This window comes from Sphingomonas sp. IC081, assembly GCF_006874585.1.
GTDB lineage: Bacteria > Pseudomonadota > Alphaproteobacteria > Sphingomonadales > Sphingomonadaceae > Novosphingobium.
The window spans coordinates 3,749,723-3,776,283 of the sequence record NZ_CP029761.1 but is presented as its reverse complement, the minus strand read 5'-3'; the positions used below and the strand labels follow the sequence as shown (position 1 = coordinate 3,776,283).

Genomic DNA, 26,561 nt, shown 5'->3' with positions numbered 1-26,561 from the left:
CGCCATCACATCCTGAACACGCCGAATTGCGGCTTCTCGGGGATCGGTGCCTCAAGGCAGGCCGCCAGCGCAAGGCCCAGCACGTCGCGGGTTTGCGCCGGGTCGATCACGCCGTCATCCCACAGGCGCGCGGTGGCGTAATAGGGGTTGCCCTCATCCTCGTACTTCTGGCGGATCGGCGCCTTGAACGCCTCCGCCTGCTCTGGCGACCACGTCGCGGCATCACGGTGGACAGTCGCCAGCACCGAAGCCGCCTGTTCGCCGCCCATCACCGAGATACGCGCATTGGGCCAGGTGAACAGGAAACGCGGATCGTAGGCACGCCCGCACATGCCATAGTTGCCCGCGCCGAACGAGCCGCCGATCAGCACGGTGATCTTCGGAACGGTGGCGGTGGCGACAGCCGTGACGAGCTTGGCCCCATGCTTGGCGATGCCCTCCGCCTCGTACTTGCCGCCGACCATGAAGCCGGAAATGTTCTGGAGGAACAGCAGCGGGATGCGGCGCTGGCAGGCCAGTTCGATGAAGTGCGCGCCCTTCTGCGCGCTCTCCGAGAACAACACGCCGTTGTTGGCAAGGATCGCCACTGGTTGCCCGTGGATATGCGCGAAACCGCAGACCAACGTGGTGCCGTAGAGCGCCTTGAACTCGTGGAACTCGCTGCCATCGACGATGCGGGCGATCACCTCATGCACATCATAAGGCGCACGCACATCCTCCGGCACGATGGCATAGAGTTCTTCCGGGTCGTACTTGGGCGGACGCGGCGCGCGCAGCGGTTGATCGTGATGATGCAGCGGGCCGAGATGGCTGACGATATCGCGCACGATGGTCAGCGCATGCTCGTCGTTATCGGCAAGGTGGTCGGTCACGCCCGACTTGCGGCTGTGGAGATCGCCGCCGCCAAGGTCTTCGGCCGAGATCACTTCGCCCGTCGCCGCCTGCACCAGCGGCGGCCCGGCGAGGAAGATCGTGCCCTGCTCCTTCACGATCACGCTCTCGTCGCTCATCGCCGGAACATAGGCGCCGCCGGCGGTGCAGCTTCCCATCACGCAGGCGACCTGCGGAATGCCCCTCGCGGACATCTGCGCCTGGTTGAAGAAGATGCGGCCGAAGTGGTCGCGATCGGGAAACACCTCGGCCTGATGCGGCAGATTGGCGCCGCCACTGTCGACAAGGTAGATGCACGGCAGGTTGTTTTCCTGCGCGATTTCCTGCGCGCGGACGTGCTTCTTCACGGTGATCGGGTAATAGGTGCCGCCTTTCACGGTGGCATCGTTGCAGACGATCATGCATTGACGACCGGAAACCGTGCCGATGGCGGTAATCAGCCCGGCGCCGGGAATGTCGTCCTCATAGAGTCCTTCCGCGGCAAGCTGCCCCAGTTCCAGCAATGGCGAGCCGGGATCGAGCAGCCGCTCCACGCGTTCCCGCGGCAGCAGCTTGCCGCGCGCGACATGGCGTTCGCGCGATTTCTCGTTCCCGCCGAGCGCCGCCTTGGCGACTTTCCCGCGCAGTTCGGCCACCAGCGCGCGGTTATGGCGATCACGCGCCTGCGCTTCGGGGCTGTCGAGATTCAGGCTGGTCTGGAGCACTGGTGCGCTCATGCTTCCTTCTCCGGTCGGGCCGCTCAGGCCGCTTCCCACGTTCGAGTGATGTGCCCCACTTATGTAGACAAGCCGAAAGGTCAGCGGAAATTGAAAGTTTCCGCCCTTCGTAATAGATGACACCTATGATCGACCAATATCTGCTGCGCTATTTCCTGGCCGTGGCCGAAACCGGCAATTTCAGCCGCGCGGCGCGGGCGGTCAGCGTCACCCAGCCGACGCTTTCCGCCGGGATCGCCAAGCTGGAACGCGAACTGGGCGCGCGCCTGTTCGACAGGGATCGCCAGCGCGTTGCCCTGACTCCGGCGGGAAGCCGTTTCCTCGTCCGCGCCCGCCGCATCGCCGCCGAATACGAGCACGCGCTGGTCGAACTGGCCGAGGCCGCCGAACCAAGCCTGCTGCGCGTGGGCGTGCTGGGCACCATTCCGACCTACGTGATACGCCGCGCCTTGACCGAGCATAACGAACAGGGCGGCGGCGAAGCGCTCGAACTGCTCGACGGCAGCGAGCGCGATCTTGCCGAGCGACTGGAGCGCGGGCGGATCGACGTGGCCCTTACGGTCGTTCGCCCCCACCACGCGCGCTACCAGCCCGAGGTCCTCGCCCGCGAACGCTACATGATGGTACTGCCGCCCGACCATCCCCTGGCCGCCGAGCGCGAAATTCTCGCCGAACAACTCGCGAGGGACCGCATGGCGCTGCGCCGCCACTGCGAGGCCCTGCCGGAGATCAACCGCTTCTTCACCCAGCGCGGCGTCCGCCCGCGCTTCGTGCTCAAGACCACCAGCGACGAGCGCGTTCTCTCAGTGATCCGCAGCGGCGCCGGGGTCGGGATGATGCCGGAGGGGTTCGCCGATGGCTCGGTGCAGTTCGTGCCGGTGCGCGATTTCGAACTCACGCGCGAGGTGGGACTGCTGCACGCCGGGAGCGCGAGACGGAGCGCTTTTCTGGAGATTTTGCGCCGGCTGTATCGGGAAGAAAAGGAATAAGCAGGGGAGCATAGCCCCCCTGCACCCCCAATATCGTCTAGGTTACGCGGACCAACCGCGTTGCGCGCTCATGGCGGCGTCGGGAGACATATTGCCTGCGCCGCAAGGGGCGGACTCCGGCCAGGTGGCGCGCGGCGAAGACATTCTGCGGGTCTGGGGGATCTCCTGAGCTGGTCGAAGGGCCCCAGGACTTCTTTCCTGCCTTCAAACTTCAGCCGCAACCACCTTCAGTCGCGGCATCGTCGCTTCCAACAGCTTGAGGCTTTTCCACCCCTCCTCAGGTGAAAGTCCGCCCAGCAAAGGCTGGAAACCGACATGGCCCACGCCGCCCATGCTGCGCACTTTCTCCACGAGCTGATCCGGCGTCCAGACTGCAAACATGCCCGCCTGGCGCAGCACCGCCGGATCGGTAAGGCCCTTGAACGGCGAGTTCGAACCATCGCCTTCCTGCTCGGCCCACTTGGCATATTCGGTAATGACATGGACCGCGTGGGGCGCGATGGCTTCCCAGCCCGCATCGGGGTCCTCGCAAAGATGGACTGCCAGCGGCATCCCCGGCGTCGGGCGGAAATGGGTGCGCGGCGCGTGGCCGAGCCGCTCGCATTCGGCAAGGTAGAGGTCGACGAGTTCGGGTTTCATCGGCCCGAAGCCGACGCCGAACTTCGCCGCGCGCCTGGCCGATGCAGGCACCCCGCCGCCGACCATGACGATGTCCTCCGGTGCCTGCACCGGAAGCGGACGGACGTAGATCGGGCGACCGTCGAACTCGAACCTTTCGCCCCGCAGCGCGCGCAGGATCACCTCCAGCCCTTCGTCCATCAACCGCGCCCGGTCCTTCAGGGACTTGCGGAACATGGCGAATTCGGACGGCACATAACCGGCGCCGAAAATGACATTTAGCCGTCCGTTCGACATCTGGTCGACAATCGCGATCTGCTCGGCCAATTCGACCGGATCGTGCAGCGGCAGCACAACCGCGCCGAGCATGAAACGGATACGGCTGGTCACCGCCGCCATGCCGGCCGCCAGCGTGAAAGGCTGCTGCAGGTACCCGTCCTCGGAGCCGTGATGCTGCATCAGCCCGATCTGGTCGGCCCCGATCCTGTCGACAAAGGCGGCCATCTCGACAGCCGCGCGGTACAGTTCGTGCGTCGGCGTTGCCCAGCCCGGCGAGCGCATGTCGAATGAGACGTTGATACGAATGGCATTCACGGCCTGATCTCCAGTGCGGCATAAGAGGGATCCCCGCGGTCCCTGCGTGCGTGGGCATGGCTCTTCATCGGGGTGACTTCGCGGATGGCATCGAACTCGATCACCGCCTCGCGGCGATCGATCGCCCAGTGGCCACCGCGCTTCGACCAACGGTCGCAGTAGCGCGCATGGGTCTCGAGCTGCATGACCTTGCCCTCGCGTGCCATGCGCAGCGTGGCGGTGACGTAGGTCTCGCTGCCGGCACGGTCTCCGTCGAGTTCGATCAGCACGTTGCCAGCCTGATGCATATGGTGGAGCAGGTCCGCGTGTGCCGCGCAGATCCAGTCGATCGCACCGCGTCCGCTGCCGCGATAGCCCTGCTCGCCGTAGTCGGCCTCTGCATCCTCGTGAAACACCGTATACCCGAGCGCGACATCGAGGCGGTCCACGCTGCGGCAATAGCGATGGATCTGGTCGGCAATCGCCTGCCGATCCGCCAGTTCCTCCAGCAATTCCTTCACCGCGCGGCTCCCGCATAAGCAGCAGAGATTGCCGCGACATGCCGGATCCGCTCGCGCCGCTGCGCCGCCGATGTCGCGGACATGCCCGCAGCATCATCGGCCTCGCCCCAATTGCAGACCGGCCCGTGGGGCAGGCGCTCCAGACCGAGGCGCGCGACATTCGCCGGGTCCGCCAGGCCTTCCGGCATCGCCATGCCGCGCGCAGCCATGAGTTCGCGGTGAGCAGGCGTGTCGGTACGGCCGATCACATAACTCAGGACGTCGACGCCGTATGGCTCCAGTTCCGCCCAGAGCGCCTCGCACAGCACCAGGTCGAACGCCTTGCTCGCCGCATAGACACCAATCCCCGGCAAGCCGCCATAGCAGGCCCCAGAGCCCACCACGAGCAATCCGCCGCGCCGGCGCGCACGCATCGGCCCGGCAAACCGGTAGAGTGCCTGCATCGTTGTCATGACATTGCGCGCAGCGAGCAGGTTCCAGTTGTCCAGCGGCGTATCGAGGAACAGCGCGCCATTGGGATCGGCCCCGGCATTCAGCACCAGCAGTCCGGTTTCGCGCCCTTCCGCCAGCGTCATGAGCGCATCGGCGGCATCCTCGCGCGCAAGGTCGATCGAGGCCGTCACGCACGCGATGCCATGGGCAAGCCGAAGCGCATCGGCAAGCGCTTCGAGCGGAGCTTCACGCCGAGCGACAAGGATCAGGTTCAGGCCGGCGGCAGCCAATTGACGGGCAAACTCGGCACCCGTGCCCTCCGAAGCCCCGGCGACCAGTGCCCAGGGGCCGTAGCGCGCCGCGAACTCTTTTGCCTCCATCCATCCTCCCCGCCCGCAGGCGCGGGCCTGCATTCATCAAGCCTCGAGACGGTGCGGGAAAACGCGATGTGGAGCAAATCCTCAGCGGTACATACCGCCACGGCGTCACATCAGGCGAAGGCCCGCTGCGGCGCCTGCCGGGCGCCATCGAACTTCGCCCGCAGCACCGCGACTTCTGCACGATAGGCCGCGACCCCTGCCTCCTTGACCGGACCATAGCCCGCGATCAGCGAAGGCCTTGCCGCCAGTTCGATCGCAAGCGGCATGGTCACGACGCTCACTTTGGCGGCAATCTCGCGCACGAGATCACGGTACTCGCCGATCAGCGCACGCTCGGTGCGGCGTTCGGCAGAATGACCGAAGGGATCGAGCCAGGTGCCGCGCAGGCGCCTAGCCCTGGCAAGCAAGGCAAAGACCGGCAGAATCCAGCTGCCAAAGGCGATCTTGCGCGGGCGCCCGGTCTTGCGGTCCTTGCGCAAGGCCAGAAGCGGCGGGGCAAGGTGCAGCCTGAGGCGAAGCTTGCCATCGAACGTGTCCGCCAGCCCCGCGCGGAAGGCCGGTGCGCTGTAGAGGCGGGCCACTTCGTATTCGTCCTTGTAGCTCATCAGCCGGCCCAGCTGGCATGCGATCTCGCGCAGCAGAGGCTCACTCTGCGCCAGCCCCCGCGCCGCCAACGCGTCTGCAATTTCGTCAAGAAACCGGAGATAGTCCGCAGCGTGGGCCGCGTTCTGCCAATCGGTCAGCAGGCGTGCATAACTGGCCGTCACGGCCGCCAGATCGCGAGGCGATTCGCTCACCCGGGGCGCAGCATCGGCGAGTGCGAACAGGTCCTCCCCGCCCGCTGCCGCCAGCCTTCCCAGCGACAGCGCGGCCAGGTTCGCGCCCACCGCCACACCGTTCAGCCGCACCGCTTCCGCCACCGAGGCCAGTCGTACCGGCAGAAGCCCTTTCTGCGCGGCGAAACCCAGCATCATCAGGTTTGTGAAGATCGAATCCCCAAGGAGCCGCGTCGCCAGCGAACCGGCGCGCAGCGAGGCGATCATCGCCGGATCGACCCGCTTGCCGATGGCGCGCAGAAAGCGGCTGGCGGTAAGATCGAGATTGCGGTCGCGCTGGAATTCGCCGGTCGGCACCACGTCCTCGTTCGCCAGCACCCGCGTATCGGGCCGCGCCAGCGACAGCACTTCGGGCGAGGAAGCCACGACCAGATCACACGCAACCACCAGGTCCGCCATGCCCGCCCCCAGTCTTGCGGAGGGGATCGCCGCAGCAGCGGTGCCGATACGGACATGGCTCGCCACCGCGCCGCCTTTCTGCGCCATGCCGGTCTGGTCCAGCACTTTGGCGGCCTTGCCCTCGAGCTGCGCCGCCATCGCCAGCACCGCGCCGACCGTCAGCACCCCCGTCCCGCCGATCCCCGCCACCACGATGGCCGAGGCCCCGCCCGGCATGGCCGCAACCGCCGGTTCGGGCAGGGCCGCCACCATGCGCGTGAGTGCAGCATCATCGATGCCGCGCTTTCTGAGCGAACCGCCCGCGACCTCGACAAAGCTCGGGCAAAAACCCTTGATGCAGGAAAAATCCTTGTTGCAGCTCGACTGGTCGACGGCCCGCTTGCGGCCGAACTCGGTCTCGACCGGCACGACCGAGAGGCAGTTCGACTGCACCGAACAGTCACCGCAGCCCTCACAGACCGCCGGGTTGATCCAGAGACGCTTGTCGGGATCGGGATAGGCCCCCTTCTTGCGGCGGCGGCGCTTCTCGTTGGCGCACGTCTGCTCGTAAACGAGGGCACTGGTTCCCGGCATTTCGCGCAAGCTGCGCTGCACCGCGTCCAGTTCGTCGCGGTGCAGCACCCGGGTTCCGGCGGGCAGGTCGGATGCAGCAAAGCGCGCCGGATCTTCGCTCACCAGCACCACCGGATGGACACCTTCCACCACCAGTTCACGCACGATCTGCTCGGGACTGAGCGCGCCTTCGGCGGGCTGTCCGCCAGTCATGGCGACGGCATCGTTGTAGAGGATCTTGAAGGTCACCCGGCTCTTTGCCGCCACCGCCGCGCGGATCGTCAGCAGTCCGGAATGGGTGTAAGTCCCATCGCCCAGGTTCTGGAACATGTGCGGTGTATCGACAAAATGCTGCGCGCCAATCCAGGGCATGCCTTCCTGCCCCATCGACACCGTCTGCATCGTACGGCGTTCCGGCATGTAATGGGCAAGGCCATGGCATCCGGTCGCCCCCATTGCCGCAGAACCTTCCGGGACCAGCGTCGAGGTATTGTGAGGACACCCCGAGCAGAAGAAGGCGGGGCGGATCGCGGTGCGTTCGAGCGCGGCGGCGGAGTCCTCCCGCACGCGCAGCATGGCATCGCGCGTGGCCAGATGAGGCTGCAGCATGCCGAGCGCCGCCATGCGCACCAGCAGCGCGCGGCGCACCGCCGAGGCATCAAGCACGCCCACTTGCGAGAGCAGCGCAGCGCCATCAGGCGCGGTCTTGCCCGAAAGCGCCGGGGCATCGGCACGGCCATAGAACAGGCGGGCGACCTGATCCTCGATGACGGGCCGCTTTTCCTCCACCACCATGACCTCGGCGCTGCCCCTGCAGGCCTGCCGCACAAACACGGCATCGAGCGGCCAGACAAGACCAAGCTTGACGACCCTCAGCCCCAGCGCCGCACATCCCTCCTCGTCCAGCCCCAGATCTGCCAGCGCCTGGCAGAGATCGAGCCAGGCCTTGCCCGCACTCACCACCGTCAGCCGCGCTCCGGATGCAGCATGACTGACGCGGTCGACCGGGTTGAGTGCGGTGAACATCGGCACGATCGGCAGCCGCCGCTCGATCACCATGCGCTCCTGCTCCAACGCCGACATTGCAATGCGCAAGTTCGGCGAAGGTCCGGCGGCGATCTCCGGCAGGACGATCGGAAAGTCATTCCCAGGCAGCGTGACGGTCGTGGTCAGATCCAGCGTGTCGGTCACCGCCTTCATCGCCACATAGAGCCCGCTGGCCCGCGACAGCGCCCAGCCGAACTGGCCGAAGCTGAGAATCTCGTCGGTCGTCGCCGGGTAAAGCACCGGGACCATCGCCGTGATCAGCACGTGTTCGGACTGGTGGGCGGTCAGCGAGGACTTGGCCGCATGGTCGTCCCCGCAGAGCAGCAGCGCGCCGCCGCGGGGGTGCGTGCCTTCCAGGTTCGCCGCCTTGATCGCCTCGCCCGCACGCTCGACACCGACGCCCTTCGCGTACCAGAGCGCAAAGACCCCATCGACATGGGGCTTGCCATACCAACCCAGCTGCTGGGTGCCGCGCAGCGAGGTCGCCGCCAGTTCCTCGTTCAGGCCGGGCTCGAAACGCACGCGATGTTCGCTCAGCAGCTTTTCGCAGGCCCAGAGCTGCGCATCGAGCGTGGTGATCGGGGAGCCGCGATAGCCGGTGACATAGCCCGCCGTGTTGAGGCCCCGTGCACGGTCCCGTCGCGCTTGATCGATCAGCAGGCGCACCACGCCCTGCAGCGCCGCGAGCACCACCTGCCCATCGGCCTGCCTGTACTTGTCCTCCAGCGTAACGACCGTCCTGGTCACTTGAATCCCCGGCTGTCCTGTTCTTTCTCGCGGCCTTCCAGATGGCGCGCGGGGGTGCAAGCAGGGAGCGCACGGTGCGCAGTCGGGGTCAATTGGGGGTGCGGTTGGGGGCGAGGAAAGGGCTCAGGCAGGGGAGCCCGTCACGGATGGTTTGAGCGCGACAAAGACATTTTGCGGGCCCGGGGAATCCCCTGAGCTTGTCGAACGGCACCGGCACCTTTCCCTGCCCTTCACGCCGACTGGCGCAGTGCCTCGACCAGCCTTGGCACATCCGCCAGTGCGCGCAGGGCGTCGTTGAGGTGGGTGCAGCCTTCCGGGCCACGCAGCATTTCAAGCACATCCTCGCGAACCTGGCCAAGGTTACGCCCGACAAGGCGCGCAACGTTACGAAGCGCACCGGGACACTCACGGAACGGGAGAATCCGCGCTTCGGGCTCGAGGGCCAGCACTTCCAGTGTTTCCGCATCGACGGTCGCGCCAAGGTTGTATTCATGGATGGCGACGCGGCCGCCGTCGCGCAGCCTAGCGCTGTCCTGAAAGGCAGAGGCGATACGGATCAGGCCGCCGTTCCCTCCGCTCCTGTCCAGCGTCACATCGATGCGACGAGCGCGGCGAAACCCGGGGCCATCGTGTTCAAGAAACGCGTGCCAGCCTTCAGGATCGGCCGGATTGCGCAGATGCCCGGCGTCCGCGTCCGCCACGTTTTCCAGCGCCGCGCCTCCGGTAACCCCGCTGTTGCCCTCGGTAAGCCCCCAACAGACATTGACGCGCTGGGCCAGCACCGGGTTGTCCTCGCCGCTCCCGCCCAGCCGCTTCTTGAGCAGTTCCATCCGCTCGGGAAACCATTGGCCCCAGGCAAACGACGAAACCAGCGCGGTGCCCGAAAGGTCGTCGAGCACGAGGTAGAGCGGATCAGCCCGGACAATCAGTTCGGGCATGATCTCGCGCAGCGCCATGCGCAAGTGCCCGCCCGCCCGCGCGCCGACAAGCTGACCGATGCTCGTCGGCGCAGGCTCGGCGGCAATCCGGGTGATCGTCTTGTCCTCGCTCATCCGCAGCGAGAATTCGCCCGTGGCGAGCGTGCAGCCGTGCCCGTCCGGCCCGGTCAGATAATCGCGCGCGCGGCCGACAAAGAGGCGCTGCCCATCCACGCCATCGGGCCAGGCGACATCTATGCTGGAAGTACGGCGCAGCGAGTTCGCCGAGCGCAGCGGAGCGGGATTGGCGGTCTGGCGCGGCGGCGGCGGGTAATGAACCGTCATGGTGGCATCCTGCGATTGTGTTTTCGCCGGTCAGCCTGACACCTTCACCAGCAGCTTGCCTAGATGGGTGTTGCCAGAAAACACCCCGGCGAAAGCCCCGGCGGCAGCACCCAGCCCTTCGACCTCGGCTTCAGGACAACGGATGCGCCCGTCGCCCATCGGCCTTGTCCGGCGCGACAACGGCATATTCGCGCCAGCCGGTGCGGTCATCAACAAGCCTCCCCACCACGTAATTGGGGAGATCGGAGCCGACGACTTCGCTGACCGTCAGCCCGTATATGACCTCGCCGAGGTGAACTTGGATCACACCGGAGAGGCGCTTTTCGTCGAGGGCGAAGCGGATGAGCGGATGCACGCGGATGCCCCAATCCGCGATCTCGATAGCCTGCTCCAGCTGTCCAAGGGAAAGCCCGGTGATCCGCGCGGCGACGCTCTCTTCGGACGGATCGAGCACCTCCAACGCCGAGCCCTGCCGGGCCACGAACGCGCCGTCAATGAAACCTGCGTCATCCAGCAGCCCACTCCGAGATAATTCACTTTTGCGAATTTCTTTTCGAAAAAAGACTGTCGGCGCAAATGGGCCGCGTCAATCGCGAGGGCGCTGGCTGGAACCGGACGGCCCGCCGGCGGTTGCCTCGCTATCCCGTGCTGCCTATCTCCGCGGCAGCCCGCAGCCTCAGGAATGTGGCGCGCACGCAACCAGCAAGGACCTGCACGACCATGGCTTTCACCGATTTTCTCCGTCAGCAGTGCTACATCGACGGCCAGTGGTGCGATGCCGATAGCGGGGCGACGTTCGAAGTGACCGATCCCGGCTCCGGTGCGGTGCTGGGCACGGTGCCGAAGATGGGTGCGGACGAGACGGGCCGCGCCATCGAGGCTGCCGAGCGCGCGCTTCCCGCATGGCGCGCCAGGACCGCGGGCGAACGCTCGAAACTGATGCGCAGGCTGTTCGACCTGATGATCCAGCATCAGGACGACCTCGGCGAACTGCTCACCCGCGAACAGGGCAAGCCGCTGGCCGAAGGGCGCGGCGAGATCGCCTATGGCGCCAGCTTCATCGAATGGTTCGCCGAAGAGGCCAAGCGCGCCTATGGCGACACCATTCCCGGCCATGCCGCCGACCGCCGCATCGTCGTCATCAAGCAGGGCGTCGGTGTCGTCGCCGCGATCACGCCCTGGAACTTCCCCAATGCGATGATCACCCGCAAGCTCGGCCCGGCGCTGGCGGCGGGCTGCACGATCGTCATCAAGCCCGCCTCGGCCACGCCTTATTCCGCGCTCGCCATCGCGCATCTGTGCGAACTGGCGGGCATTCCGGCGGGCGTCGTCAATGTCGTTACCGGCAGCGCCGGGCAGATCGGCTCGGCGCTGACGCAGAGCCCCAAGGTCGCCAAGCTGACCTTCACCGGCTCCACCGAGATCGGCCGCGACCTGCTGCGCGAATGCGCCGAGACGATCAAGAAGACCTCGATGGAACTGGGCGGCAACGCGCCGTTCCTGGTGTTCGACGATGCCGATGTCGATGCCGCGATCGATGGGGCGATGATCTCCAAGTTCCGCAACGGCGGACAGACGTGCGTGTGCACCAACCGTTTCTACGTGCAGGACGGCGTCTACGACGCATTCGTCGAGAAGCTGGCCAAGCGCGTCTCGGCCATGAAAGTCGGCTACGGCATGGACGCGGGCACCGAAGTCGGCCCGCTGATCGACGAGAAGGCGGTCGAGAAGGTCGAGGAGCACCTTCAGGATGCCATCGCCGGAGGGGCCAAGGTACTGGCGGGCGGCCAGCGCAACGAACGCGGCGGCTCGTTCTTCAACCCCACCGTGGTGGCGGGCGTGAAGCCGGACATGAAGCTGGCGCGCGAGGAGACGTTCGGGCCGCTGGCGGGCGTGATCCGCTTCACCGACGAAGCCGATGCCATCCGCATGGCCAACGATACCGAGTTCGGCCTGGCGAGCTACTTCTACGCCCGCGACCTCAGCCGCGTCTGGCGGGTGGCCGAGGCGCTGGAGGCGGGCATGGTGGGCATCAACACCGGGCTCATCTCCACCGAAGTGGCGCCGTTCGGCGGGGTCAAGCAGTCCGGCCTCGGGCGTGAAGGATCGCACTACGGCCTCGATGACTACATGGAGGTGAAATACCTCTGCATGGGTATCAAGCCGGCTTGAAGAACTAAGGATAAAGCAGGGGAGCATAGCCCCCCTGCCCCCCCCGATACCGTCTAGGTCGTAAACTCATAAACGGCACCATCGAGGTTTGAGGCAAAATGGCTCAGCGTCAGGAGGGAAGGCGCTGGAATATGTCGATATTTCAAGACTTCCCGACGCAGCGCTGGGCCATTTTGGGCAAACCCCGAAGGGGCGCCCAAATGGCTTCCATCTCGAACCGAAGCGGCCTTGGACGGGCAACCAGCCCGCCCGGCGGCAACTTCGGCCCGAGCTGTTCGCCATTTGGGCGCCTCGATGGTGCCGTTTATGAGTTTACGACCTAGGTCACGCGGGCCAACAGCGTTGTGCGCCCATGGCTGCGTCGGGAGACGCATTGGCTGCGCCGCAAGGAGCGCACTACGGATAGGCGATGCCCAACGAAGACGCTTTGCGGGTCTGGGGGATCATCCCCCAGAATCCTTCTCTTTCTTCTCTTCCCCTACGCCCCCGCGAAATTTGAACAAACGTTCAAACTCACTCTTCCCGTCAAGCCCCCTTTCCGTTTAGCCCTGTTCCCAACGAGGCGCGCCATGCGCCGCATGGGAGAAAGCAATGTCCTACAAGGTTGCCATCGTCACTGGCGCCGCCGCCGGGATCGGCGCGGCATGCGCGAAGCGGTTGGCGAAGGAAGGGGTAGCCGTGGGCGTGCTCGACCTCGATGCCGAGCGCTGCGCCGATACCGTCAAGGCCATTCGCGAAGGCGGCGGCACCGCCATCGCGCTGGGCGCGGACGTCTCCAGCCGCTCATCCGTCAAGGCCGCCGTGGAGCAGGTGCGCGAGGCGCTGGGCCCGGTCTCGATCCTGGTCAACAACGCCGGCGTCACCGATTTCACCCCGTTCGAGGAACTGACCGACGAGCGCTGGGACTTCATCTACGCCGTCAACGTGCGCGGCCTGTTCATCATGACGCAGGAATGCCTGCCCGACATGAAGAACGCCGGCTGGGGCCGCATCGTCAACATCTCGTCCTCCAGCGCGCAGACCGGTGCAGTGAACATGATCCCCTATTCGTCCTCGAAGGGCGCCGTGGTGACCATGACCCGCTCGATGGCGCAGGAATTCGGACCCTACGGCATCACCGTGAACAACATCCCGCCTGGGTCGGTGATGGGCACGATCATGTCCGAGGCCAATCGCGAGCGTTTCCAGGTCCCCACCGAAGTGCTGATCCAGGCCATCCCGGTGCGCCGCATGGGCGAGCCCGACGACATCGCCAATGCCTGCGCCTGGCTCTGCGACGAACGCAGCCAGTACGTCACCGGGCAGACCATCGGCGTCAACGGCGGCCGCGTGGTGAGCTGATCCCGGACGTCACCGTACTGAGGAGAATCAGCTCTCGGGCCCATGGAAAAGGGCCGGCGGATCGCTCCACCGGCCCTTCCTTCACATGGGGTGTGAACTTGTAGTGGCTCAGGCCTTCGCGGCCTTGTCCGCCTCGTAGCGCTCGATCGCCTCGATCACGATCTGGCGGGCTTCCTCAGCGCCGCCCCAGGTGCCGATGCGCACCCACTTTTCGGCCTCGAGGTCCTTGTAGTGGGTAAAGAAGTGTTCGATCTGGCTGAACACGATCGGGGGCAGGTCGCCCTTTTCCGACACGTCCGAGTAGTACGGGAAAGTCTTGTCATCGGGCACGCAGACCAGCTTCTCGTCGCCGCCGTGCTCGTCTTCCAGGTTCAGCACCGCGATCGGGCGCACGCGCACCACCGAGCCGGGCACGAAGGGCGAGCGGGCAACGACCAGTGCGTCGAGCGGGTCGCCATCGGGCGAGAGGGTGTGCGGCACGAAGCCGTAGTTGGCCGGATAGCGCATCGGCGTGTGCAGGATGCGATCCACGAACAGCGCGCCCGAATCCTTGTCGAATTCGTACTTTACCGGCTCACCGCCAACGGGAACCTCGATGATGACGTTCAGGCTCTCCGGCGGGTTCTTGCCGACAGGGATCATGTCGATGCGCATGTTGGTCCTTTTCAACGGGCACGATTTGAGCGGCGCCACAGAACGCGCGCCGCGTAGAACTTTGACGGCGGGGCTTAGCGGCACGGTTAATTCATCGCAACCGCCTTCTCGCACGTGCAATGGAAGGATCGCGGCTCCGCTGCGGCCGCGATACACGACATTGGTCGGACTTGCCTCGGCCATGTCCACGGTCCAGACGAGCCGTTTGGTCCTTTGCGGTCACAAAAACGGGGCCGGACTGTGAAGTTCGGCCCCGCTCGCAATCATGCCAGATGCAGGCTTACCTGGTGCGCGGCGCCAGCAGGCGATCGAGCCCGTTGGCCTTGCCCGGCGTGGTGCTTTCCAGCCAGGGGAACCGCAGGCCGCCGTGGTAATCGACGGCGACGGTGTTGAAAGCATCGCCACGCTTCACGAGCAGGCTGATCGGCTCCTTTGCCGACTTGGCCGCGGTGATCGCGTCCTTGATCGCTTCGCCGCTGTAGGCCTTGCCGTTCACCGCCACGACCTTCACGCCGCCAACGAGACCGGCGTTGTAGCCCACGCTATCCCACACCGAAGCGGTGACGGTGCCCTCGTTGTCGAGCGACACGCCCAGCGAATAGCTGAGGTCGAGCGACTTGCGCGAATCGCCGATGCCCTTTTCGTAGCCGTTCTGCGTATCCTTCCAGACCAGCTTGTAACCGGCCATCTCGATACCCTTGGTGGGCGCGGGCTGATTGGTGTCGTAAATGCGGGTCTTGAGGAAAGTGGCCCAGTCATAGGGGTAGACACCGTTCAGCGTCTTCACGACTTCGTCGAAATCGTAGGTCAGTTCGCCCCAGTCGCCGTCACGCACGCCGAAGAAGGCCTTGGCGAAGTCGTCGAGCCCCTTTGCGCCCTTCGTGCCCTGACGGATGATCTGGTCCGCTTCGAGCCAGGTCAGCGCGCCTTCGACGTAATAGTCCTCGTTGCGGGTGACAGAGCTGTACGGCAGCGGACGGCGCATGTTGAGGATCGGCGCATGCGTGGTGTCTTCCACCGAACGCCAGCCGCGGCCCGGCGTCGCCTCGGCATAGCGAGCGACGGCGCCGGCCAGCGTGTCGAGGATGGTCTGCTTGGACTGCACACCCGAGCGCGCGGCGAGGATATAGCCCCAGAACTGGGTCTGGCCTTCGTAGACCCAGAGCAGCGTGTTCTGCATCGGCTGCTGGTAGTCCGGCGTCCACAGGTCGGCGGGGCGGCGGTACTTGCCGTTCCAGCTATGCGTGAACTCGTGCGGGATCACGTTGCGATCCCATTCCATCTTGTCCCAGTCGGTCCAGACCTTGGGCTCCATCTGGTTCTCGCTCGAACGGTGATGTTCGAGGCCGATGCCGCCCATGCGGTCGGTCAGGCCCAGCAGGAAGTCGTAGTGGTCGAAGTGGCGCGCGCCGAAGGTGAACAAGGCCTGCGAGACGAGATTGCGGTAGGTCTCCATGTTCTCGGGCTTGATGCCGAGCAGCTTGGGCTCATCCGCGACCACGTCCATGCTGACGCCGTGGCCGAGATCCCAGCGCTGCGCGTACTTGCCTGCAAAGATCGGCGAATCGACGAGACGTTCGTAGTCGATCGGGTTCCACGTCACCGTGTCGCCCTGCTGGCTCTTGCCGTCGAGCGCGGTGTAGACGGTCCAGCCCGCCGGGAACTTCACGGTCGGCTTGTAGGTGATGCCACGGGTGTAATAGCCCGCCGGGTAGAGGCTCATCTTTTCCCACTGCAGGTTCAGCATTTCCTGCGTCATGCTGATGCGGCCTTCCCTCGACTGCACCGGCGAAGTGTGGACGAACTGCGCGGTGACCATCGTCGTGCCCGCGGGCAGCGCGAGATGGAAGGCATTCACGGCAACGGTGTCACGCTCCCACTTGATCTCCTTGCCATCGGCAAAGAAGTGGATCTGCGCCAGCAGCGCGAAAGGACCGGTGGGCGAGTGGTTGCCGGGCAGCCAGCTCGGCTGGATCAGAGTGAGCTTGGTGGTGCCGGGCGCGACCGGAACCTGCTGGGTCACGCGGTAGACGCCGTGCACCGTGTCGGTGGCATCGATGTCGAGCGCGATGGTGCCCGCATAGGGCTTGTCCTGCGCTGCGGGCAGCGGCGCGGGCAACGCGGGCGCCATCGGCGTCGTGCGCGTATTCGACTCCTGGGCCGATGCAAGCGCCGGAGTGGAGACGGAAAGAAGGGCGAGGAGCGTGACGACCGCGTTACGATATTTCATTTCGGCATTCTTTGCGGCTGTTGCCGGGTTTGGCAACCATCCAATTCACGCAGGCGCGCTGGCCCCGAGGTCGGGGCAATTTTCGATCATTCCCGACAGGCATGATGCACGGCCATGACAGAGAGCGCACCGCAGCCACTTTCCCCGCCGACGCAATCGGGCTAAGCGCGCGCGTTATGAGCACGACATCGACCAAAACGCCTCAGGCGATCCGCGGAACCCAGGATATCTTCGGCCCCGACGCCGAGGCGTTCGCACATGTCGTCGAAACCTTCGAACGTGTCCGCAAGCTGTATCGCTTCCGCCGCGCCGAGATGCCGGTCTTCGAAAAGACCGAAGTGTTCTCGCGCTCGATCGGCGAAACCACCGACGTCGTCTCCAAGGAAATGTACTCGTTCGAGGACCGCGGCGGCGAATCGCTGACCCTGCGCCCCGAATTCACCGCCGGCATCGCCCGCGCCTACCTCACCAATGGCTGGAAGCAGTTCGCGCCGGTCAAGATCGCCACGCACGGCCCGCTGTTCCGCTACGAGCGCCCGCAAAAGGGCCGCTATCGCCAGTTCCACCAGATCGACGCCGAACTGATCGGTTCGCCCGAGCCGATTGCCGATGTGGAACTGCTGATCATGGCCGACCAGTTGCTCAAGGAACTGGGCATTTCGGACGGGGTGACGCTGCAGCTCAACACCCTGGGCGATGCCGAGAGCCGCGACGCCTGGCGCGCCGCGCTGGTCGAATACTTCCGTGCCCACAAAGCCGAGCTTTCGGAAGATTCGCAGGATCGGCTGGAGCGCAATCCGCTGCGCATCCTCGATTCCAAGGACCCGCGCGACAAGGTCTTTGTCGGCGACGCCCCGAAGATCGACGACTTCCTCTCGGGCGAGGCGCAGGACTTCTTCGCGGCGGTCACGGCCGGCCTCGATGCCGCCGGTGTCGCCTACGAACGTGCGCCCTCGCTGGTGCGCGGGCTCGACTATTATCGCCACACCGCCTTCGAATTCGTCACCACCCGCCTCGGCGCGCAGGGCACTGTCCTTGGCGGCGGCCGTTATGATGGGCTCATGGAAAGCCTCGGCGGCCCCGCCACCCCGGCGGTGGGCTGGGCGGCAGGGATCGAGCGCCTGTCGATGCTCGTCGCCGATGCCGGCGTACTGGTCGAAGCGCCGCTGACCGTGGTTCTCGCAGTCGAGGACGACGCCGCGCTGGCCTATGCCCAGAAAGTCATCACCGCACTGCGCTTCCAGGGCCTCGACGCAGAGATGATCGCCACCGGCAGCCCGCGCAAGCGCTTCGACAAGGCCGTGAAGATGGGCGCCAAGGTGCTCGTCTCGTTCGGCAGCAAGGACGGCGCCCCCGTCGCCAACTTGCGTGCGGCCGAGCCGACCGCCGAGTATCTCGCGGTCGAGCAGGTTCTCCAGTCGGTCCATCCGTGAGCATATCCGACACCCGTTTGGCGCAGATCGCCGCGCGTTTCTCCGAGCTTGAGGCACGCCTTGCCTCTGGAACGCTGGAAGGCGACGCCTTTGTCACCGCCAGTCGCGACTATGCCGAGCTGGAACCGGTGGCGCGTGTCGCCGCCGAAGTCGTGTCGATGCGCGGCGAACTGGACATGCTCCAGACGCTGGAAGACCCGGACCCCGACATGCGCGCACTGGCCGAAGAGGAGGTGCTCCGCCTCAAGGCCGAACTGCCCGAGGCCGAGCGCCAGCTCGCCGTGGCCATGCTGCCGCGCGATGCGGCCGACGTGCGCCCGGCCATGCTGGAAATCCGCGCCGGCACCGGCGGTGACGAGGCCGCGCTGTTCGCCGCCGATCTCTACCGGATGTACGAACGCTATGCCGCCGAGCAAGGCTGGCGGGTCGAGATGATCAGCGTCAACGCCAACGACCTCGGCGGCTTCAAGGAAGTCGTCGCCAACGTCGCGGGCGCGGGCGTCTTCGCCAAGCTCAAGTTCGAGAGCGGCGTCCACCGCGTACAGCGGGTGCCGGTCACCGAATCGGGCGGGCGCATCCACACCTCGGCGGCAACCGTGGCGGTGCTGCCCGAACCCAGCGAAGTCGATGTGCAGATCGAGGACAAGGACCTCAAGATCGACATCTTCCGCGCATCGGGCGCGGGCGGCCAGCACGTCAACACCACCGATTCGGCCGTGCGCATCACCCACTTGCCGACCAACCTCGTGGTGATCTGCCAGGACGAGCGCAGCCAGCACAAGAACAAGGCCAAGGCCATGCAGGTCCTGCGCGCGCGCCTCTACGAGAAGATGCGCGAGGAAGCCCACGGCGCCGAGGCCGAGGCCCGCAAGGCCATGGTCGGCTCGGGCGACCGCTCGGAGCGCATCCGCACCTACAATTTCCCGCAAGGCCGCGTCACCGATCACCGCATCAACCTGACCCTGCACCGCCTGCCCGAGATTCTCGAAGGCCCTGGCCTGGCCGAACTGGTCGATGCCCTGATCGCCGAGGACGAGGCCAAGCGCCTTGCCGCCATGGATGCCTGACCGGACTGTCGGCGAAGCGATCCGCGAGGCGGCGGAACGCCTCTGCGCAACCAGCGATACCGCCCGGCTCGACGCAGAAGTGCTGATGGCCCATGCGCTGGGCTGCTCGCGCTCGGCGATGCTGCTGGCGCGCATGCGTGACCCCGCGCCGGCGGGTTTCGCGGCGCTGGTGGAGCGCCGCGGGAAGCATGAACCGGTCTCCTATATCACCGGCCATCAGGAATTCTTCGGAATGCCCTTCATGGTCGGCCCCGAAGTGCTGATCCCGCGCGGCGATTCCGAAGTTCTGGTCGAAGCCGCACTCGCGGTCCCTCCACGGGCAGGGATCGAGACCCGCAGGGTGCTCGACTGCGGCACCGGGTCCGGCGCCCTCTTGCTGGCAGTACTCGCCAACCTGCCCGGGGCTACCGGTGTCGGCATTGACAGCTCGCCCGGTGCCCGTGCCGTCGCTGCCGCCAATGCGCGGGCGCTGGGCCTGGCCGACCGCGCCCGCATCGCCGAGGCCGACTGGCACAGCCCCGGCTGGGACGAGCCGCTCGGCGGCCCGTTCGACCTTGTTCTGGCCAATCCACCCTATGTCGAGACGACCGTCACCCTCGATCGCTCGGTCGCCGCGTTCGAGCCGGCCAGCGCGCTCTATGCCGGTGAGGAAGGCCTAGACGACTACCGGGTACTGGTGCCGCAACTGCCCCGGCTGCTGGCTCCGGGCGGAGTCGCGCTGGTCGAGATCGGCTATCGCCAGGCCGAGTCGGTTGCCGCGATCGGACAAGAAGCAGGCCTTTCCAGTCGCTTGCATCGCGACCTTGGAAATCGTCCACGCATGCTCGAGTTTTCAACAATTGCGTAAGATTCCTCTTGGAATCCCGCTCCGGAATGCCTAAGGATAAACGCGAAGCGGCACATGGATGGAATTTCCCATGCGGACGCTTCATCTCCATCATTTGCATGACCGTCGCGGCGAAAACGCGCTACGACTCGGCAACGATGGAGATCACGGCACTCGGGGGCGATCCGTGATCATGTGACGTGTGGCAGATCGGCCCGAAAGGATCCGGCCGATGCCCTGGGTTTTGAGGAAATAAATCCTTGAATAATAATCGTGGTAACAACCGTCGGCGCGGCCGCGGTAACAATCGCCAGCAGGGCGGCCAGCAGACCAACCGGATCGACAGCAGGGCTCGCGGCAACGCTCCGCAGCTGCTGGAGAAGTACAAGAAGCTGGCCCATGACGCGCATCTCAACGGGGACCGTGTGACGGAGGAATACTACCTCCAGTTCGCAGACCACTATTTCCGCGTGATCGCCGACCAGAAGCAGCGTCAGGACGAGGCTCGCCAGCCCCGCCGCGACGACCGCTCGCCTGATTATTCGGACGATTACGGCGACGATTACGGCGACTACGACGCCGTGCCCGAACGCAGCCAAGAACGTCAGGAACGTCCCGAGCGCCAGGAACGAGCCGAGCGCCAGGAACGAGCCGAGCGCCAGGAACGAGCCGAGCGCCAGGAACGAGCCGAGCGTCAGGACCGTTCTGAACGCGGCTATGACCGTCAGGAGCGCCAGCCGCGCCACGAACGCGCACCCCGCGTCGAAGCGCCGGCCGACGAATTTGCCGAATCCGAGGCCGCAGCCGAGAGCGACCAGGTCGAAGCCGACGGCAACCGTTCGGTCTACGAACCGGCCGAAAACCCCTTCGTGCGCGACGCCCGCAGCAACCGTGGCCTGAAGCCGCGCAAGCCGCGCCGCGATCGCCAAGAGGACGCCGACGGCGCCGAGACGGCACCTGCCGCCCAAGCCGCACCGACCGAGGCCGTCCTCGACCCCGCCTCGCTTCCGCCCGCCATCTCCGCCAAACCGGAGAAGAAGGAAAAGAAGCCTGCCGCCGCCGCGCCCGTCGACGAAGCGACCGGCGAGGAAAAGCCCCGCCGTCGCCGCACCCGCAAGGCCGCTCCGCCAGCCGACGAAGCCGGTGACAGCACGCTGGAGGCAGTGAACTCCTAAGAACGGGCCGCAAGCCCGTAATCGAAACGGCCCGCATACCGCCTCTCGAGGCAGTATGCGGGCCGTTTCGTTTCCAGCTTCCCGCTTGCGTCTCGAAAGGCTTGCCGACATAGCCGCGCAGGACGATTCCTTTGCCCCGCGAGGCCCTGCCGTGACATCCGCGCCGTGAAATCCGAACCGGCCCTTCCCGGCCGCACCGTCCTGTCCCGGCACCCCCGCCTTGCCAGCGGCGCCCTAGCCATTCTCGCCGGCGCCGCAGCAGCCTGCGGATTCCAGCCGCTCTCGCTCTGGCCGCTGACGCTCATCGGCGTGGCGGTCCTGCTCGAACTCGTCGCCCGCGCACCGGGCTGGCAGCGAACGTTCCTGATCGGCTGGTGCTTCGGGCTCGGCCACTTCACGCTCGGCAACAACTGGATCGCGACGGCCTTCACCTATCAGGCCAACATGCCGGCATGGCTGGGCATGGTCGCAGTGGTGCTGCTTTCGCTCTACCTTGCGATCTATCCCGCGCTGGCCGCACTCGGTGGCTGGCTGGTGCTGCACCGAGCCCGCCAGCCAGGCGGCGCCGCCGTGTTCGCCGCGCTGGCCCTGGCCACGGCGGGGTGCTGGATCGTCGCGGAATGGCTGCGAGCCTGGGTCTTCACCGGATTTGCCTGGAACCCGCTCGGCATCGCCCTGCTCGGCGGTTTCGAGACCCGCGGACTGGCGCTGGCGGCGCCCTGGATCGGCACTTATGGCCTTTCCGGCCTGCTGGTGCTGCTCGCCGCCCTGCCCGGACTGTGCCTGCGGCTGAGCCAAGCCGCGCCGCCAACGCGCCAACGCGCCCGGCGCTGGGCCTGGGCGCTGCCGATGCTGGCGATCTACGCCGCGCTGACCGCAGTGATGCTCCTGCCCGACCCCTGGGGCCAGCGCGAGGAAGGCGCCGTACGCTTCACCCTCGTCCAGCCCGACATCCGCCAGGAATTCATCGACGATCCGCGCAATTTCGAGACCAATTTCATCACCCTCGCCCGCCTCTCGCTGCCCCGGCGCCCGGGCGAGAAGCGCGTGGTGTTCTGGCCTGAATCAGGCCTTGGCGACTATGTCCGCGACGGCTATCCGCCCTACCTCTACCGCATCTATACCTATGCCGGCGACCCGGTGCTCGCCCGCCGTCGGATCGGCCGGGTGATCGGCCCCTACGGGCTGCTGATGACCGGCGCCGTCGACGTGGTGATGAAGGACGAGGAGGAAATCGCGGCCCGCAATTCGGTCAGCGCGATCGATGGCGACGGCAACCTCATCGCCTCCTATTCCAAGGCCCACCTCGTGCCTTACGGCGAATACCTCGCGCTGCGCTGGCTGCTGGAGCCGCTGGGCGCGACCCGCCTCGTCCCCGGTGCGCTGGACTTCCTGCCCGGCCCCGGCCCCCGCACGATCGACTTCGGCGACTGGGGCAAGGCAGGGGTACAGATCTGCTACGAGATCGTCTTCAGCGGCGAAGTGGTCGATCCGCGCCTGCGCCCGGACTACATCTTCAATCCGTCGAACGACGGCTGGTTCGGCGCCTGGGGCCCGCCGCAGCATCTGGCGCAGGCCCGCCTGCGCGCGATCGAGGAAGGCCTGCCGGTCATGCGCTCCACCACCACCGGCATCAGCGCGGTGATCGATGCCGACGGCATCGTGCGTGCCCATGTGCCCTGGCACCAGGCCGGACGGCTCGACGGACTGATCCCGCCGTCCCATCATCCCACCCTTTTCGCACGCTGGGGCAACCTGCTGCCGCTTGCATTTGCCGCACTTCTGCTGGTGATTGCGGTTTCTGGCATTGCGCTCCGCCGCCGGGGGGAGTAGACGCGGACCCACATAAAGATTTCTTTATATGTGGTGTCCCGATGCGCAATAACTACGTCTTCACCTCCGAGAGCGTCTCCGAAGGTCATCCCGACAAGGTTTCGGACCAGATTTCCGATGCCATCGTCGACCTGTTCCTGTCGAAGGACCCGGAAGCACGCGTCGCGTGCGAAACGCTCACCACCACCCAGCGCGTCGTGCTGGCTGGCGAAGTGCGCGGCAAGGGCATGATCGATACCGCCGGCCACTGGGAACAGGGCGCGCAGGAGGAAATCCAGACCGTGGTGCGCGAGACCGTGAAGCGCATCGGCTACGAACAGGCCGGTTTCCACTGGCAGGACCTCGTCTTCGAGAACCATCTGCACCCGCAGAGTGCGGACATCGCCCAGGGCGTCGATTCGAGCGGCAACAAGGATGAAGGCGCCGGCGACCAGGGCATCATGTTCGGCTTCGCCTGCGACGAGACGCCGGACCTCATGCCCGCCACGCTCGACTACAGCCACAAGATCCTCGAACGCCTCGCCGCCGACCGTCACTCGGGCGCCGCACCTTTCCTCGAACCCGACGCCAAGAGCCAGGTCACCCTGCGCTTCGAGAACGGCGTGCCGGTCGAAGCGACTGCCATCGTCGTGTCGACCCAGCACAAGCCCGGCTACCACGAAGGCACCAAGGACGCCGAACTCAAGGCCTACGTGAAGAAGGTCGTGAGCGAGCTTCTGCCCGACGGTTTCGTGACCGAGGCCACCAAGTTCCACATCAACCCGACCGGCAAGTTCGAGATCGGCGGCCCTGACGGCGACGCCGGCCTGACCGGCCGCAAGATCATCGTCGACACCTACGGCGGCGCTTCGCCGCACGGCGGCGGCGCCTTCTCGGGCAAGGACCCCACCAAGGTCGACCGTTCGGCGGCCTACGTCACCCGCTACCTCGCCAAGAACGTGGTCGCGGCCGGCCTTGCCAAGCGTTGCACGATCCAGGTCTCCTACGCCATCGGCGTGTCCGAACCGCTTTCGCTCTACGTCGACACCCATGGCACCGGCACCGTTGCGGACGCCGACCTCGAAGTGGCGATTGCCAAGGTCGCGGCCAACAAGCTCGGCGGCCTGACCCCGCGCGGCATTCGCGTCGGCCTCGGCCTCAACAAGCCGATCTACGGCCCGACCGCCGCCTATGGTCACTTCGGCCGCAAGCCCGAGGGCGACCTGTTCCCCTGGGAGCGCACCGACCTGGTCGAGGACCTCAAGGCCGCGCTGGCGACTGCCGTCGCCTGAACGCGCCTCAAGGCCTGAAGAATTGAAGGGGCGAGGCCGCAAGGCCTCGCCCCTTTTCTGCGTTTTGCGCTCCATCGATCCATCTCGACCGTAATCGCGCTTCAAACCCAGACATGGAACGCCTATAGGGAGCGCCATGTCTTCCGTACGTCCCTGGCGCGACATCGAGCGCCGCAAGAGCCGCCAGATCATGGTCGGCAATGTCCCCGTCGGCGGCGATGCCCCGATCACGGTCCAGACCATGACGAACACGCTGACGTCCGACGCCAAGGCGACGATCGACCAGATCCGCCGCTGCGAGGATGCCGGCGCGGACCTCATCCGCGTTTCCTGCCCGGACGTGGAAAGCACCGCGGCGATGAAGGAGATCGTACGCGCTGCCCGCGTGCCGCTGATCGCCGACATCCATTTCCACTACAAGCGCGCGCTCGAAGCCGCCGATGCCGGTGCCGCCTGCCTGCGCATCAACCCCGGCAACATCGGCTCGAACGACCGCGTCGCCGAAGTGGTGCGCGCAGCCAAGGCCAACGGCTGTGCGATCCGCATCGGCGTCAACGCCGGGAGCCTCGAGAAGGACCTGCTCGAAAAGTACGGCGAGCCTTGCCCCGAGGCGCTGGTCGAATCCGCGCTCGACCATATCAAGCTGCTGCAGGACCACGATTTCCACGAATACAAGGTGGCCGTGAAGGCCAGCGACGTGTTCCTCGCCGTCGCCGCCTACCAGGGGCTGGCCGAGGCGGTGAACTGCCCGCTGCACCTCGGCATCACCGAAGCGGGCGGGCTCATCGGCGGCACCGTCAAGTCCTCGATCGGCATGGGCATGCTGCTGTGGTCCGGCATCGGCGACACCCTGCGTGTCTCGCTCTCGGCCGAGCCGGAAGAGGAAGTGCGTGTCGGTTTCGAGATGCTGAAGGCCCTCGGCCTGCGCACGCGCGGCGTGCGTGTTGTCTCCTGCCCCAGTTGCGCTCGCCAGGGCTTCGACGTGATCCGCACGGTGGAAGCGCTGGAAGACCGTCTCCAGCACATCAAGACGCCGCTTTCGCTCTCGGTACTCGGCTGCGTCGTGAACGGGCCGGGAGAGGCGCGCGAGACCGACATCGGCCTGACCGGAGGCGGCAACGGCAAGCACATGGTCTACCTTTCGGGGGTGACCGACCATGTCGTGCAATCGGAAGACATGCTCGACCATATCGTCAAGCTGGTCGAGGCCAAGGCCGCCGAGATCGAAGCCGCCAATGCCGCGGCGGAGGCCCAGGCCGCCGAATGAGCCGCCTCAAGCGCGAACTCGGCGGGCTGGGCGCGACGCTGCGCGATTCGGTGCGGCTCTGGGCGCTTGCCCCGCTGGTTCCGCTCATCGCGGTGCTGCCGGAACTGGCGCAGCATGCCGTCGAGATCCGTCTGGGCATGTTCGCCAGCCAGGAGGCTTTCACCAGCCTGGCGCTGGATCCGCAGCGCCTGGCGTTCGGCGGGGTCAAGATCGCCGCGCTGGTGCTGGCGGTGCTCGCGGGCGCGCGGTTCTGGGCCAATCGTGCCGCCGGCCTGCGCGGCTGGAGCCTTGCCGGGATTGCCTGGAAGCAGGTCCTGCTGGGGCTCGGCGTCCAGATAGTCGCCTCGCTTCCGGCCTTGCTCGATCTGCGCGTGGCGCCGGTGGTTCAGCTGACGATGAGCCTGGTGCTCACGCTCGCCAGTCTGCCGGGGCTGGTGCTGATGGTCGGCGGACTGCTGGGTGATCGCGAGACCGGGCTGCTGGCGATCTACCGCAGCGGCTGGACCAAGGCCCTGCGGATCCTGCTCCACATCGGCCCGGTCTGGCTGCTGCTGCAGGTGCTGCACCGCGCCGACCATATTGCCGCGCTGGACCGCCCGATCTGGCTGGTCTGGCTGCTCATGGTGCTCGATGCGCTGGTGGTGGGGCAGATGGCGTCGCTCGCCGCCACCGGTCTCCACCACGGCTACCGCGGCGAAGACGCCTGCACGGAACCGTTAAACCTTTACGCCTAGGGTCAGCCCCCATGCGTTCGGGCCCTCTTTTCCTGCTGGTTGCCGCACTGGGCGGCGTGGCCTGGCTCGCCCCGCACCTCGATGCGGGAACCGGCTCCGCTCCATCAGGCCCTGCCTCGGTCACCCCCGGTGATGAAGGCCGCACCCGGGCGGCATGGCTGGCCGGAGAGATCGAACTGCCCCGCGCCGCCGACGGCCACTTCTACGCCGATGCCAGCGTCGAGCAGCACAGCACCCATTTCCTGATCGATACCGGAGCCTCCCTCGTGGTGCTGACCGGCAGCGATGCCCGTGCCGTCGGACTGAGCTGGAGCGACAATGACCTCGCCCCGATCGGACGCGGCGCCACAGGCCCCGTCTACGGCGTGCCCGTCAGACTCTCCAGCGTCGAACTGGGCGGCATGACGGCGCGCGACGTGCCGGCTGCCATCATCCCCGAAGGGCTCGACGTCTCGCTGCTCGGCCAGTCGTTCCTCTCGCAAATAGGGGATGTCCGGATAGAGGGTCAGCGCATGACGCTCGGCAGCGCCAAACCCTGAGGGCTCAGACCGCCCCGCCCCATGGTCCGGTCCCAAATCCCGCAAGACCATACCAG

Annotated in this window: 21 protein-coding genes; 12 read left to right on the top strand and 9 right to left on the bottom strand. The window is 66.3% G+C overall.

The features are described from left to right. Positions 1-5 precede the first annotated feature (5 nt). Positions 6-1,607 (bottom strand): carboxyl transferase domain-containing protein, encoded by a 1,602-nt coding sequence (locus DM450_RS17920; protein WP_142637089.1) that lies wholly within the window; start codon positions 1,605-1,607, stop codon positions 6-8. A 125-nt stretch (positions 1,608-1,732) separates the two neighbouring features. Between DM450_RS17920 and DM450_RS17915 the strand changes: the two genes are divergently transcribed. Then, the gene (locus DM450_RS17915; RefSeq protein WP_142637087.1) at positions 1,733-2,596 is read left to right on the top strand and encodes a LysR family transcriptional regulator; all 864 of its coding nucleotides are present in this window, start codon (positions 1,733-1,735) and stop codon (positions 2,594-2,596) included. A 204-nt stretch (positions 2,597-2,800) separates the two neighbouring features. On the opposite strand, the gene DM450_RS17910 is transcribed toward DM450_RS17915, so the two are convergent. The 6 genes from DM450_RS17910 to DM450_RS17885 form a co-directional block, all read right to left on the bottom strand. Next, a complete protein-coding gene (locus tag DM450_RS17910) occupies positions 2,801-3,808 on the bottom strand; it encodes an LLM class flavin-dependent oxidoreductase (protein ID WP_260609988.1) in 1,008 nt (335 codons plus the stop codon). After that, positions 3,805-4,308 (bottom strand): nuclear transport factor 2 family protein, encoded by a 504-nt coding sequence (locus DM450_RS17905; RefSeq protein ID WP_260609987.1) that lies wholly within the window; start codon positions 4,306-4,308, stop codon positions 3,805-3,807. Before DM450_RS17905 ends, DM450_RS17910 begins: the two co-directional genes overlap by 4 nt. Beyond that, positions 4,305-5,120, bottom strand: coding sequence for an SDR family NAD(P)-dependent oxidoreductase (locus tag DM450_RS17900; protein WP_142637085.1), 816 nt, complete (start codon positions 5,118-5,120; stop codon positions 4,305-4,307). The genes DM450_RS17905 and DM450_RS17900 overlap by 4 nt, the downstream gene beginning before the upstream one ends. A 110-nt stretch (positions 5,121-5,230) precedes the next feature. Beyond that, on the bottom strand, positions 5,231-8,701 hold the full coding sequence (locus DM450_RS17895; RefSeq protein WP_142637083.1) for an indolepyruvate ferredoxin oxidoreductase family protein: 3,471 nt from the start codon (positions 8,699-8,701) through the stop codon (positions 5,231-5,233). Positions 8,702-8,931: 230 nt separating this feature from the next. Further along, the gene (locus DM450_RS17890; protein WP_142637081.1) at positions 8,932-9,963 is read right to left on the bottom strand and encodes a DUF2889 domain-containing protein; all 1,032 of its coding nucleotides are present in this window, start codon (positions 9,961-9,963) and stop codon (positions 8,932-8,934) included. Between the two features lie 130 nt (positions 9,964-10,093). Beyond that, positions 10,094-10,417, bottom strand: a complete 324-nt coding sequence (locus DM450_RS17885; RefSeq protein ID WP_260610424.1) for a hypothetical protein — start codon at positions 10,415-10,417, stop codon at positions 10,094-10,096. 266 nt (positions 10,418-10,683) lie between these two features. Between DM450_RS17885 and DM450_RS17880 the strand changes: the two genes are divergently transcribed. Both DM450_RS17880 and DM450_RS17875 read left to right on the top strand, forming a co-directional pair. Next, positions 10,684-12,135, top strand: a complete 1,452-nt coding sequence (locus tag DM450_RS17880) for an NAD-dependent succinate-semialdehyde dehydrogenase (protein ID WP_142637076.1) — start codon at positions 10,684-10,686, stop codon at positions 12,133-12,135. Between the two features lie 591 nt (positions 12,136-12,726). Further along, positions 12,727-13,476, top strand: coding sequence for an SDR family NAD(P)-dependent oxidoreductase (locus DM450_RS17875; RefSeq protein WP_142637074.1), 750 nt, complete (start codon positions 12,727-12,729; stop codon positions 13,474-13,476). Between the two features lie 108 nt (positions 13,477-13,584). Here DM450_RS17875 and ppa read toward each other — a convergent pair whose 3' ends face one another. Continuing rightward, the gene (gene ppa, locus DM450_RS17870; protein WP_142637072.1) at positions 13,585-14,130 is read right to left on the bottom strand and encodes an inorganic diphosphatase; all 546 of its coding nucleotides are present in this window, start codon (positions 14,128-14,130) and stop codon (positions 13,585-13,587) included. Between the two features lie 280 nt (positions 14,131-14,410). After that, positions 14,411-16,360, bottom strand: coding sequence for a M61 family metallopeptidase (locus tag DM450_RS17865; RefSeq protein WP_142637070.1), 1,950 nt, complete (start codon positions 16,358-16,360; stop codon positions 14,411-14,413). Between the two features lie 176 nt (positions 16,361-16,536). On the opposite strand from DM450_RS17865, the gene hisS reads away from it, so the two are divergent. From hisS to DM450_RS17820, 9 genes are all read left to right on the top strand, one after another. Continuing rightward, positions 16,537-17,793, top strand: a complete 1,257-nt coding sequence (hisS, locus tag DM450_RS17860) for a histidine--tRNA ligase (RefSeq protein WP_142637068.1) — start codon at positions 16,537-16,539, stop codon at positions 17,791-17,793. Beyond that, on the top strand, positions 17,790-18,860 hold the full coding sequence (prfA, locus tag DM450_RS17855) for a peptide chain release factor 1 (protein ID WP_142637065.1): 1,071 nt from the start codon (positions 17,790-17,792) through the stop codon (positions 18,858-18,860). The genes hisS and prfA overlap by 4 nt, the downstream gene beginning before the upstream one ends. After that, a complete protein-coding gene (gene prmC / locus DM450_RS17850) occupies positions 18,853-19,707 on the top strand; it encodes a peptide chain release factor N(5)-glutamine methyltransferase (protein WP_142637063.1) in 855 nt (284 codons plus the stop codon). The genes prfA and prmC overlap by 8 nt, the downstream gene beginning before the upstream one ends. A 239-nt stretch (positions 19,708-19,946) precedes the next feature. Then, on the top strand, positions 19,947-20,861 hold the full coding sequence (locus DM450_RS17845; RefSeq protein WP_142637061.1) for a DUF4167 domain-containing protein: 915 nt from the start codon (positions 19,947-19,949) through the stop codon (positions 20,859-20,861). 165 nt (positions 20,862-21,026) lie between these two features. Further along, positions 21,027-22,694 carry an apolipoprotein N-acyltransferase gene (lnt, locus tag DM450_RS17840; RefSeq protein WP_260609983.1) on the top strand — a complete coding sequence of 556 codons (1,668 nt, stop codon included), beginning with the start codon at positions 21,027-21,029 and terminating at the stop codon, positions 22,692-22,694. 41 nt (positions 22,695-22,735) lie between these two features. Further along, entirely contained in the window at positions 22,736-23,965 is a 1,230-nt protein-coding gene (gene metK, locus DM450_RS17835; protein WP_142637056.1) for a methionine adenosyltransferase, read from the top strand. A gap of 136 nt (positions 23,966-24,101) precedes the next feature. Beyond that, a complete protein-coding gene (ispG, locus tag DM450_RS17830) occupies positions 24,102-25,232 on the top strand; it encodes a flavodoxin-dependent (E)-4-hydroxy-3-methylbut-2-enyl-diphosphate synthase (protein WP_142637054.1) in 1,131 nt (376 codons plus the stop codon). Further along, the gene (locus tag DM450_RS17825; protein WP_142637052.1) at positions 25,229-25,966 is read left to right on the top strand and encodes a hypothetical protein; all 738 of its coding nucleotides are present in this window, start codon (positions 25,229-25,231) and stop codon (positions 25,964-25,966) included. The genes ispG and DM450_RS17825 overlap by 4 nt, the downstream gene beginning before the upstream one ends. Before the next feature lie 11 nt (positions 25,967-25,977). Next, positions 25,978-26,505, top strand: a complete 528-nt coding sequence (locus DM450_RS17820) for a TIGR02281 family clan AA aspartic protease (RefSeq protein WP_142637050.1) — start codon at positions 25,978-25,980, stop codon at positions 26,503-26,505. Positions 26,506-26,561 lie beyond the last annotated feature (56 nt).

Bases quoted from the DNA above. Each gene is read 5' to 3' on its own strand.
- DM450_RS17920 (WP_142637089.1), bottom strand. From the start codon at position 1,607: ATGAGCGCACCAGTGCTCCAGACCAGCCTGAATCTCGACAGCCCCGAA.
- DM450_RS17915 (WP_142637087.1), top strand. From the start codon at position 1,733: ATGATCGACCAATATCTGCTGCGCTATTTCCTGGCCGTGGCCGAAACC.
- DM450_RS17900 (WP_142637085.1), bottom strand. From the start codon at position 5,120: ATGGAGGCAAAAGAGTTCGCGGCGCGCTACGGCCCCTGGGCACTGGTC.
- DM450_RS17890 (WP_142637081.1), bottom strand. From the start codon at position 9,963: ATGACGGTTCATTACCCGCCGCCGCCGCGCCAGACCGCCAATCCCGCT.
- DM450_RS17880 (WP_142637076.1), top strand. From the start codon at position 10,684: ATGGCTTTCACCGATTTTCTCCGTCAGCAGTGCTACATCGACGGCCAG.
- DM450_RS17875 (WP_142637074.1), top strand. From the start codon at position 12,727: ATGTCCTACAAGGTTGCCATCGTCACTGGCGCCGCCGCCGGGATCGGC.
- ppa (WP_142637072.1), bottom strand. From the start codon at position 14,130: ATGCGCATCGACATGATCCCTGTCGGCAAGAACCCGCCGGAGAGCCTG.
- DM450_RS17865 (WP_142637070.1), bottom strand. From the start codon at position 16,360: ATGAAATATCGTAACGCGGTCGTCACGCTCCTCGCCCTTCTTTCCGTC.
- hisS (WP_142637068.1), top strand. From the start codon at position 16,537: ATGAGCACGACATCGACCAAAACGCCTCAGGCGATCCGCGGAACCCAG.
- prmC (WP_142637063.1), top strand. From the start codon at position 18,853: ATGCCTGACCGGACTGTCGGCGAAGCGATCCGCGAGGCGGCGGAACGC.
- metK (WP_142637056.1), top strand. From the start codon at position 22,736: ATGCGCAATAACTACGTCTTCACCTCCGAGAGCGTCTCCGAAGGTCAT.
- ispG (WP_142637054.1), top strand. From the start codon at position 24,102: ATGTCTTCCGTACGTCCCTGGCGCGACATCGAGCGCCGCAAGAGCCGC.
- DM450_RS17825 (WP_142637052.1), top strand. From the start codon at position 25,229: ATGAGCCGCCTCAAGCGCGAACTCGGCGGGCTGGGCGCGACGCTGCGC.
- DM450_RS17820 (WP_142637050.1), top strand. From the start codon at position 25,978: ATGCGTTCGGGCCCTCTTTTCCTGCTGGTTGCCGCACTGGGCGGCGTG.